The sequence below is a fragment of the Brucella oryzae genome (assembly GCF_041929965.1).
GTDB lineage: Bacteria > Pseudomonadota > Alphaproteobacteria > Rhizobiales > Rhizobiaceae > Brucella > Brucella oryzae.
Map to the genome: position 1 here is coordinate 22,686 of NZ_JBHEEO010000034.1, position 8,726 is coordinate 31,411.

Below are 8,726 nucleotides of genomic sequence, written 5' to 3' on the forward strand. Positions count from 1 at the left end.
GTCTCGCATATATCCGGCCTAGCTAGAGCGGTTCCGGTTAATACGGAATCATCAGAACCGCTCTAACTATTTGTTTTACCGCATTGTCCTACGCAAAACCGCTTCGCACTTTTGCTGGAAATGCTCTAAGTACCGGCAGGCTGCCGGATGACCGTAGAAAACTGTTCGCGCTCCATTGAGCGAACCGGCGTCAGCAAGGCGCGCTGCTGGATTTCACTGAACGGCAGGTCGCTGTTCATGAGCAGCTCATTGTCATAGAGAAACTCCGGCAGATAGCCGGAGAGCAAAACCCTGTAATCAAATGGAAAACCTGGTTCCAGCAGGCGAACTAGGTCGAAAACGACCGTCGTGCAATTGGACGTCAGTGTATTGTAGAAGGCCGGGTTTCTGGCAAGATCGTTGGCCTTTTCGATATATTTGAGCAACATCGCCTGCATAAGCTCTTGACCAACATCGACCGGATATCGATAGACGCGCTCGTCGCGGACATTGGTTCTCAAATAAACAATGTCCCGTTCTTCCGCCGCTATCATCGCCAATTCGAAACTTCTGAAAAAGCCACCCAGCGAAGAAAATTCCTGACCTTTTTTCTTGCGTATTTCGGCAGAGAACACCAGATGGCGACCATCTGCAAAGCCGAATGAAATCAATGTATGTGCAATGGCCGGATGCGTCCAGTAAGACAATATGACATCCACCGAATTGAGTTCGCTCAACCTGTACGTCCCGGATTTCCACCCTGGCACAAATATCCGGCTGTCATTCCATGTGAAGTCACGAATGTTGTGAAATGTCACCTCGTCGCCCTGAACATCCGCTGTCACCGTGTGCTGGACATCTGCCGCCCAATCCCGCGTAAGCGAAGGCTTCATCGAAAACCAGGAGACCAGAAAGAGGGAACCGAGGCAGATGAATGCGACGTTACTGAAGCTTATCAACTGGCTGCTCGAACGCGGTGAAAACAGGACCGAGATATAAGCTGCAAGAACAAGCGCGGTCAGGGCCATGACACAGATTTTGATCGTCTGCCCCACCTGCAAATGAAACCAGAGCGCCATTGCCGCCCATAACACAATCATCGAGCATAGCGATGCCCAGGCAAACATAAAAAGCAGTTTGATCATGGTATATTCTGTGGCCTCGGATCGGCAGTCATAAATGGTAATATTGAGAGAACCGGGTTGGTGCTGGCGCTACAATGGCCCCGACGCCAGTGTTTCAGACGATGATAGGTTTTGTTGGAGCAAATTCGGGCTAACCGGTTTCTTGACGCCTGCATCGGACTGGACTTCGCGAATGGCGTTCTGGAGGACGGCGTTTCTTTTAAACGCCACGCGACCAGCGGCAATCACCTGATCCACCTGTTCTGTCGGAAGCACGAAGCGGGTTGGCACTTCATTGAAACTTGCAGCCATGCCAGCGGGAAGATCTTGTATCGACAGGCGTTGTACATGAAACCGGACATCGCGGCAGTTCCATCCTTTCAACGAGCCGCGATAGCGCGCTACCGTGGCTGCAGACAGGCCGCACCGATATGCAATGAGTTCGTCGCGCCATTGCGTTGTCGCCAGCTTCAGCGCATCGAACCCTTCCCTGACCGACGAGGAAATGGCAGTATCCGTAACCGCACCGAGGATTTCAGAAATCCCTGGCCCTTGCAGCTCCTTTACCCATGGATATTCCATCTCACGGCCAGCATCCACGACAATGTAAAGAAAAGTCTTCAGCTTCACTGCATCGGCAAGCGACAATGGCCCATAGGGCGTTTGCGCCGAGGCTCTGGCCATCGCAAATGGCGTAAGCCCCAGATTATCCGTCAGCGCGCCATCGAGCAATTTTATGAAATTCACATTGTTCGACCGGTAAGTGTGCAGTGCGCGCCCATAGGCCTTCAACCTATACGACGCCTCGGGATCGGCCATGACCCGGCTTAGCCAATCGGGCTGGCGATAGGTGCAGGCACCATGGTTGGATGCAACCGAAATGGGCTTGAAAACGACCGGAACCGCCGCTGACGCCGCGACTGCGTCAGCAATCCGCACATCCTTCAGATTGCTGCACAGTGCTGCAAAGGTTTCTACGCTGAAGTGAAATGGAACCCGGTTGTAGATATCCGATGCAGAGATCCAGATCGATGGCGCATTGGACCAGTCAAACTTTGAATAGGTCGCACCATGGAAAATATTGTCGTCGAGCCAACGGGCAAGCGAGGATCGGTCATTTGCGCCGCCATTCAGGACGCCAATGGCGACTGCTGGCGACAAGGCATTGGTGCGCACGCGTTCTTCAGCGTTCCTGACCAGAAACGTTTCACGGAAATCCCGATAATCATCGCGCCCTTTCATGCCGAAATAGGCTGCAAGAACCGCGCCTCCAGACACGCCGGATATTATCCTGATATTATCGACCAGGCTTCGCTCATAGGGATATTCGTCCACGATCGTATCATCGAGCGCCCGCATGACTCCATAACCAAAAGCCGCCGCCCGCGTGCCGCCGCCAGAAAATGCCAGGCCAATGATCATTGCGCCATCATCCCCGTGATCGGGAACGAAATGATTGTTAAACGCGAATAATTGAGACGTTGAACGATTGATCGGCCCGACATCGGATACCGCGCAGCCCGCAACAAGAAAACTGACAACAAACCCTGTTATCAAGAAAAGAAACGATCGATTCTGTATCATGCCCCCACCCAATTGAACGACAATTAACACTGCCATTGAAGCAAAAGCAAATGGCAGATCAAGGAACGTATCTCCCGCCACAATCTAAGGATTTAAAGTATCGTCGAGTTGACATTTTCTCCAATCGGTCGCACCTATTTTAGGAAAACAGTTCTTTTGAAGCCCTTCTCACGGCACTGTTCTCCGCAAGGGACGCCAAGTATTCTTACCTTTCATTTTTTCGCCAAGGACGAGCTATCATACTACGGATTGCTCGGTGTCTACCGAGGCTCTCGGCTTATCTCTTTTCGCCGCCTACCGTGATCATTCCAGCTTATCCATCCCTCTCCCTGTTTATAGATTTGGACCTTTTAACTTAGGTAGGCCGCTGGCGCGCAACGGTTGTTTTGATGAGGGTTTCCTCGTCTACCCATTAAAATCGCTTCTGATGGCGGTTAAATTGCATAGTAAAACTCGCTTGCAACTAACCATTTTCTCATGCATGCCTTATTTGAACAAAGCCGCTTCAAGCGCGGGAGAAACAGCCATGTCAAAACGTCAGGCCACCAGTGCGTTGCCCCGTCCCGCTCGCCTCATCGGTTACGCACGCGTCTCGACCGACGATCCGGTCCATGATGCACAGATGGACGAGTTGCGGGCAGCTAGCTGTGATCGCATCTTTCAGGAGCAGGGTTCCGGGACTTCACGCGCCCGCCCGGTCCTGACCCGGCTGCTTTCGGAACTCGTTGCCGGTGACGTTCTCGTCGTGGTCCGGCTGGACCGCCTCGCCCGCTCGGTCAGTCACCTTCTGCAGGTTATCGAAGATCTCGAACAACGCGGCATCCACTTTCGATCTATCCGTGATCCCATCGACACATCCACGCCGCAAGGCATGTTTTCTCTGCAGGTGCTGGACGCCGTTGCACAGCTCGAACGCGCGCTGATTGCAGAACGGACCAAAGCGGGGATCAAAGCTGCAAAGGCGCGCGGCAAGCTTCCGGGAAATCCCGGCTTGAGAGAGCGCAAGCCGGAAGCGATCCGGGCGGTATCTCAAGCGCGCAACAAACGCTATCTCGATGAACTGATCACCTCGGCACAGACCTGGTTGCCTCTGGTGCAACAAATGCGCCCGGTCCACAGCTGGGAGAATATCGTACAGGTGCTCAATAGGCGCGGACATGACTGGACGGTCGAGCGTCTGCGCCGCGCCGTGCATCGTCTCGTCCGCGAAAAAATCGCCGACAAGAAGCTTGTTGCCCGATCCCCTCGCCGCATCCCTTCTGATCACCTGATGAAACTGGTCGCCGCAATTGCGATTGCCGATCCCGGATTGTCGCTTCGCGATATCGCGGCCCAGCTCGATCAGATGGGAGAGCGGCCGACGCGCGGTGGGAGGAAATGGCAGCCTTCCTCCGTTCGTCACCTTTTAGATGCAGCCCACCGTTTTGGTCTCATTCGTCGCTAAGCGCCTGACCGATCATTCGGCCGAGAGGCCGTCTTTCAATCAATGTGACAGACAATCCTCCGTCATTGGAACTTTCGATAATGCAACACAATATGCGTTACATGTGCCGCCCAACATCCATACGCCCGTGCAAAATACGCACAACAAGCAGCGTGTTCTCGTGCTCCCGGAAATAGATCACATGGGATCCGACGGCATATTTGAGATAGCCAGGACGAATGTCTGCAAACCGCCCACGCTTGCTGTCATCCCTTAATCCTTCAAAAGCATCCATGACGTCAGTGATACAGCTGTTTGCTTGCTCTAATGACCATTCGCGTAAGGTGTAAACCCAGATATCTTCGAGATCGGTCTCGGCAAGCGGTGTAAGCTGATACCCATCAAAGCGCATGCTTCGTCTTCATCCTCTGCAGGAAGCCCTCAAGATCCAAGGGCTTCGACTGACCAGACTCTTCGCCCGCAATCAGCGCCTCCTGTAGAGACTTAACACGCGTTTCTTGTTCCTCTAAAAGACGCAATCCTGCACGCACGACATCACTGGCAGAGCCATAGCGCCCTCCCCTCACCTGTGAATCGATGAAGTTGACGAAGTGATCACCGAGGGAAACTGATGTGTTTCGTGACATGTATTTACTCCTTTGCACTATAGTACCAACTTTTGGTAACAACACAAGCTCAACTCCGGCACTGCCCTCCCCCTACCTGACGTTTCACCTCAAAGAACCAAAAAGCATTGGCAATGGACGGGAGAAAGTCGTTTATCTGACCGGGCAACCCGTCGGATGCCTCACCCGTTGGACGCAAACGAACTCTCCGCGTATTGCCTACGCTCCGGTTATGTCACCGAAGCGGCCAATCGCGGCATTCGCGTGCCCAATCATGCAACTAGCGCGCCGTGGACACTACTGATATTCATCTGCTGGCAATTATTCGTACACGGCTATTTGGGTCAGTAGAGCGAGACCTGGTTTTGAATGCTTGATACATCAGTCTGAATGACTTATGTTTCTCTATTAAGGTAACAGGCATCAAAAGCGATGTTGACTTCAGCTCAATTGCGTGCGGCGCGTGCTCTGCTTGGCATTGACCAGAAAACTCTGGCGAGCATGTCGGGATTGTCTTTGCCTACCATTCAGCGGATGGAAGCTACCGATGGAAATGTGCGCGGCGTCGTTGACAGTCTCGTGAAAGTGGTCGGCGCCCTTGAGGCAGCCGGCATTGAATTGATCGCTGAAGGGGCGTTGAGCAATTCCGGTGGGCGCGGTGTACGTTTGAAATCCCCGGTTTGAAACCCAGATAATCTATACCCGACGGCGACCGCCGACGATATTCTGCCGACGATCCCGCCGATTCCTTGTGGAGACGCGGTTAATCATGACGACACTGGTTACGGATACGCCCAAGAGCGACTTTCTCGAACTCTTCACGCCGAAGCTTGTGACGGTTCTGCGAGAAGGCTATTCATTGGCGAATTTGCGCGCCGATGCGCTGGCGGGATTGACGGTGGCAATTGTCGCCCTGCCGCTTTCCATGGCCATAGCGATAGCATCCGGCGTCAGTCCCGCGCAGGGCCTATATACTGCGATTGTCGGGGGATTTCTGGTTTCGGCTTTAAGTGGTTCACGGTTCCAGATTGGCGGACCAGCCGGAGCTTTCATCGTACTCGTTGCCGCCACGGTTGCTCAGCACGGCATGGAAGGGCTTATCCTTGCAACTTTCTTGTCCGGTATCATGCTCGCGGCTGTTGGTCTTCTTCGCTTCGGCACTTTCATCAAGTTCATTCCTTATCAAGTGACCATCGGGTTCACCGCAGGTATCGCCGTCATTATCTTCGCCAGCCAAATCAAGGAACTTTTTGGACTTATGCTCGAGCATGAACCGGGTCCGCTTTTGCAAAAAATTGCGGCTCTTTGGCAAGCTCGTGATAGCTTCACACCCGCTGCCGTAGCGATTTCCATCAGCACGATTGCGATGATCTTGGGCCTCAAGACGTTTCGCCCACACTGGCCGGGCCTGTTGATCGCAGTCGGACTTGCGGCTGCCGCCGCCGCATTGTTTGGCCTGCCGGTCACAACCATCGGTTCACAATTCGGTGGCATACCGTCCAGCCTGCCAGCGCCGGAGTTGCCTACCCTGACGGGAGGGAAAATTCTAGCTGTTCTTCCTGCAGCGGTTTCATTTACCTTGCTGGGAGCCATCGAATCCCTGCTCTCCGCCGTCGTCGCCGATGGCATGACCGGACGCCGCCATCGCTCGAACTGCGAACTGATGGCGCAGGGCATTGCGAATATCGGTTCAGCGTTGTTAGGCGGTTTCTGCGTGACCGGCACGATTGCCCGCACAGCCACCAATGTCAGATCCGGCGCGCATGGGCCTGTATCCGGCATGTTGCATTCAGCGTTCCTACTTTTGTTTATGCTGGTGGCCGCCCCACTTGCTGCCTACATACCGCTTGCCGCATTGGCCGGCGTTCTTGCGGTTGTCGCCTGGAACATGGTCGAAAAACAGGCAATCGCCGTCCTGCTACGGTCGGGATGGGGAGAGGCGGCGGTCCTTACCGTAACCTTCCTGCTCACGGTCTTCCGCGATCTGACCGAAGCTATAGTAGTGGGATTTGCATTGGGCTCGGTGCTATTTATCCAGCGAATAAGCAGAGTGACGACAGTGCGGTCCCACAACCCCAATCTGAAACCGCTTGTGGCAAGCGACATACCGGATAGTGCCCTGCCTCGTAAAGACTATGACGAAACCCAGTCCTCCGACCCTGAAACCGTGATTTATCCTATAAACGGGGCGCTGTTTTTCGGAGCCACCGCTTCCATCGGCACGGTTTTGGACAGGATCTCAGACAGCTACAAAACGTTCGTGATCGATTTCGAGGATGTTTCATTCCTCGATTCCACAGGTGCCAATATGATTGAAGGACTGGTCCAAAAAGCCAATCGGCGTGGAATCGAAGTTTGGCTCACAGGAACGAGCCGCGCCACGCGACGCTTGTTACTACAACACGGCTTACGGCGTCCGCTGTGCCGGTATGCATCGTCTATCGCTGACGCGTTGCAACGCAAAAGGATGGTTCTTTCGCGCAGGTGACTATCATTTCTTTTTTTGCGCTTTCAATATAATTACAACCACCGCGCTCATGATAAACATGGACAGGATCAGTTCTATTATTAGCCTCCACTCCATGACCCCAATCTCCATCTGAATGGATCGGATGCTGACAGTATATAGCAAGACGAGGCTGCGTCACATCAAGTTTACGAGTTGAGGAAATCCACTGCTTCTCATTCATAAGCGAAACAGGTCATAACTGTCAGAAAATTAAAGCCTTTAGGCGATGATGACAAATTGATTTTGCCGTGCGGCGGCGACAGAACTGTAAAACAATCGCGAGGAGCGGGATCGCTGTTCTCTTATTTATTGGCTTGAGGCGCCGCTCTCGATTTAGATATTCTATTGGCACCTACACGAAGCCTGCACTACCTTTCGCTCAAACGCTGGAATAACGGGCCCAGGCACCGGGGTTCGTCCCGTTCTTAACTATACGACAATGCCAGTCAGCACAGTTTTTCAAGGCTGCGTTGAAGTCAGGCAATCTGGTTCATTTGTCTAAAGCTTCTCCCATGCGCTAGTATCTGGATACCTGTTGTAACATACTTTTATCGGGAGGATGCCACGCCAAACGTTATCGATAGCCGTCTCGTCAAGGCTTTCCTTGATAATGCAAGCTTGTCGGAAACCGATCTTTTGCCAGATACAATCTCTGGTCAGATTGATGAGCGTCGTCGTAGGCAAGGTGGATAGTGGGTAGGAGGCAAGTGCGAACTGACAGCCGCCACTCTGAGTTTCCGCCCAAACGACATGAACCGGGCATTGCATGCTCGTCCTGACAAATTGAGTGTTGAAATACATTTGGAGGACATCGTCGGGACTTCAGTTCAACGCAGACTGATTACAGACGCCATAACCTTCAGATTTGCTACCGGGGTACTGAAAATCCGATGCTTTAGGGCCAAATCCTTTACTGCGGCAATCGAGGCTGCGCGACTGACCATCATGAACAGGCCGTCAAAACGGAGCAGAGACAGCCCAATCGATAGAAACACGAATAGGAGGACCAGACCGGAACGGTGTTCACAACAGTGCCCCCTTCCCTTGTTGACAAAAGAAATGCCGTTGAGTTTCTGAAACACCCACCAACGCGGAGATGGCATTCATCAGTTTGCGGCCAAAACGCAGGCCATTACCTATGCTCTCGAAGCAATAACCGAAGAGAGCCTTCTTGAGGATTTTCAGGTACAGGAAAAGTATGGCAAGGGGAGCGGTGGTCTTTTCGTTGGCGAGTAGAAAACGGACGGATGCCATGGCATTGTCGCGGCTATGACAGATGAACCCAATTTGCACTTTAGCGGCTTTTCGCTTTGGATAGAAGGACGCCAGTTTCCGGATGTGTTGGACTTCTGGGATAGGAATTGGCTGATGGTTCGCGCGCGCATGGAGGCTAACGGCGCACACGTCGAATGTGCAGGGCCAATCCTGATGACTATGGACATCAGGAAATTCCGCGATCAACTAGATGTAATGGCGACTTC

General features: G+C 53.0%; 9 protein-coding genes. 4 read left to right on the forward strand and 5 right to left on the reverse strand.

Features of this window, described 5'->3' with window-relative positions:
• Positions 1–125: 125 nt before the first annotated feature.
• Complete coding sequence (locus JNC70_RS21455) at positions 126–1,124, reverse strand: Lnb N-terminal periplasmic domain-containing protein (RefSeq protein WP_181394334.1); 999 nt, start codon at positions 1,122–1,124, stop codon at positions 126–128.
• A 69-nt stretch (positions 1,125–1,193) separates the two neighbouring features.
• Positions 1,194–2,687: a patatin-like phospholipase family protein gene (locus JNC70_RS21460; RefSeq protein ID WP_374788954.1), complete on the reverse strand. Its 1,494-nt coding sequence runs from the start codon at positions 2,685–2,687 to the stop codon at positions 1,194–1,196.
• 526 nt (positions 2,688–3,213) lie between these two features.
• On the opposite strand from JNC70_RS21460, the gene JNC70_RS21465 reads away from it, so the two are divergent.
• The gene (locus JNC70_RS21465) at positions 3,214–4,131 is read left to right on the forward strand and encodes a recombinase family protein (RefSeq protein WP_374788955.1); all 918 of its coding nucleotides are present in this window, start codon (positions 3,214–3,216) and stop codon (positions 4,129–4,131) included.
• Between the two features lie 97 nt (positions 4,132–4,228).
• Here JNC70_RS21465 and JNC70_RS21470 read toward each other — a convergent pair whose 3' ends face one another.
• On the reverse strand, positions 4,229–4,522 hold the full coding sequence (locus tag JNC70_RS21470) for a type II toxin-antitoxin system RelE/ParE family toxin (RefSeq protein ID WP_374788956.1): 294 nt from the start codon (positions 4,520–4,522) through the stop codon (positions 4,229–4,231).
• Entirely contained in the window at positions 4,512–4,757 is a 246-nt protein-coding gene (locus tag JNC70_RS21475; RefSeq protein ID WP_374788957.1) for a type II toxin-antitoxin system ParD family antitoxin, read from the reverse strand. Before JNC70_RS21475 ends, JNC70_RS21470 begins: the two co-directional genes overlap by 11 nt.
• Before the next feature lie 411 nt (positions 4,758–5,168).
• Between JNC70_RS21475 and JNC70_RS21480 the strand changes: the two genes are divergently transcribed.
• A complete protein-coding gene (locus JNC70_RS21480) occupies positions 5,169–5,420 on the forward strand; it encodes a helix-turn-helix domain-containing protein (protein WP_109989473.1) in 252 nt (83 codons plus the stop codon).
• An 85-nt stretch (positions 5,421–5,505) separates the two neighbouring features.
• Positions 5,506–7,224 (forward strand): SulP family inorganic anion transporter, encoded by a 1,719-nt coding sequence (locus JNC70_RS21485; RefSeq protein ID WP_374788958.1) that lies wholly within the window; start codon positions 5,506–5,508, stop codon positions 7,222–7,224.
• Positions 7,225–8,268: 1,044 nt separating this feature from the next.
• Here JNC70_RS21485 and JNC70_RS21490 read toward each other — a convergent pair.
• Complete coding sequence (locus JNC70_RS21490) at positions 8,269–8,499, reverse strand: hypothetical protein (RefSeq protein WP_146206500.1); 231 nt, start codon at positions 8,497–8,499, stop codon at positions 8,269–8,271.
• Positions 8,500–8,514: 15 nt separating this feature from the next.
• Between JNC70_RS21490 and JNC70_RS21495 the strand changes: the two genes are divergently transcribed.
• On the forward strand, positions 8,515–8,726 hold a 212-nt coding region (locus tag JNC70_RS21495; RefSeq protein ID WP_374788959.1), incomplete at its 3' end, for a WapI family immunity protein.

Coding starts and splice junctions, on each gene's coding strand:
- JNC70_RS21465 (WP_374788955.1), top strand. CDS start 3,214: ATGTCAAAACGTCAGGCCACCAGTGCGTTGCCCCGTCCCGCTCGCCTC.
- JNC70_RS21490 (WP_146206500.1), bottom strand. CDS start 8,499: ATGGCATCCGTCCGTTTTCTACTCGCCAACGAAAAGACCACCGCTCCC.
- JNC70_RS21480 (WP_109989473.1), top strand. CDS start 5,169: ATGTTGACTTCAGCTCAATTGCGTGCGGCGCGTGCTCTGCTTGGCATT.
- JNC70_RS21470 (WP_374788956.1), bottom strand. CDS start 4,522: ATGCGCTTTGATGGGTATCAGCTTACACCGCTTGCCGAGACCGATCTC.
- JNC70_RS21485 (WP_374788958.1), top strand. CDS start 5,506: ATGACGACACTGGTTACGGATACGCCCAAGAGCGACTTTCTCGAACTC.
- JNC70_RS21460 (WP_374788954.1), bottom strand. CDS start 2,687: ATGATACAGAATCGATCGTTTCTTTTCTTGATAACAGGGTTTGTTGTC.
- JNC70_RS21475 (WP_374788957.1), bottom strand. CDS start 4,757: ATGTCACGAAACACATCAGTTTCCCTCGGTGATCACTTCGTCAACTTC.
- JNC70_RS21455 (WP_181394334.1), bottom strand. CDS start 1,124: ATGATCAAACTGCTTTTTATGTTTGCCTGGGCATCGCTATGCTCGATG.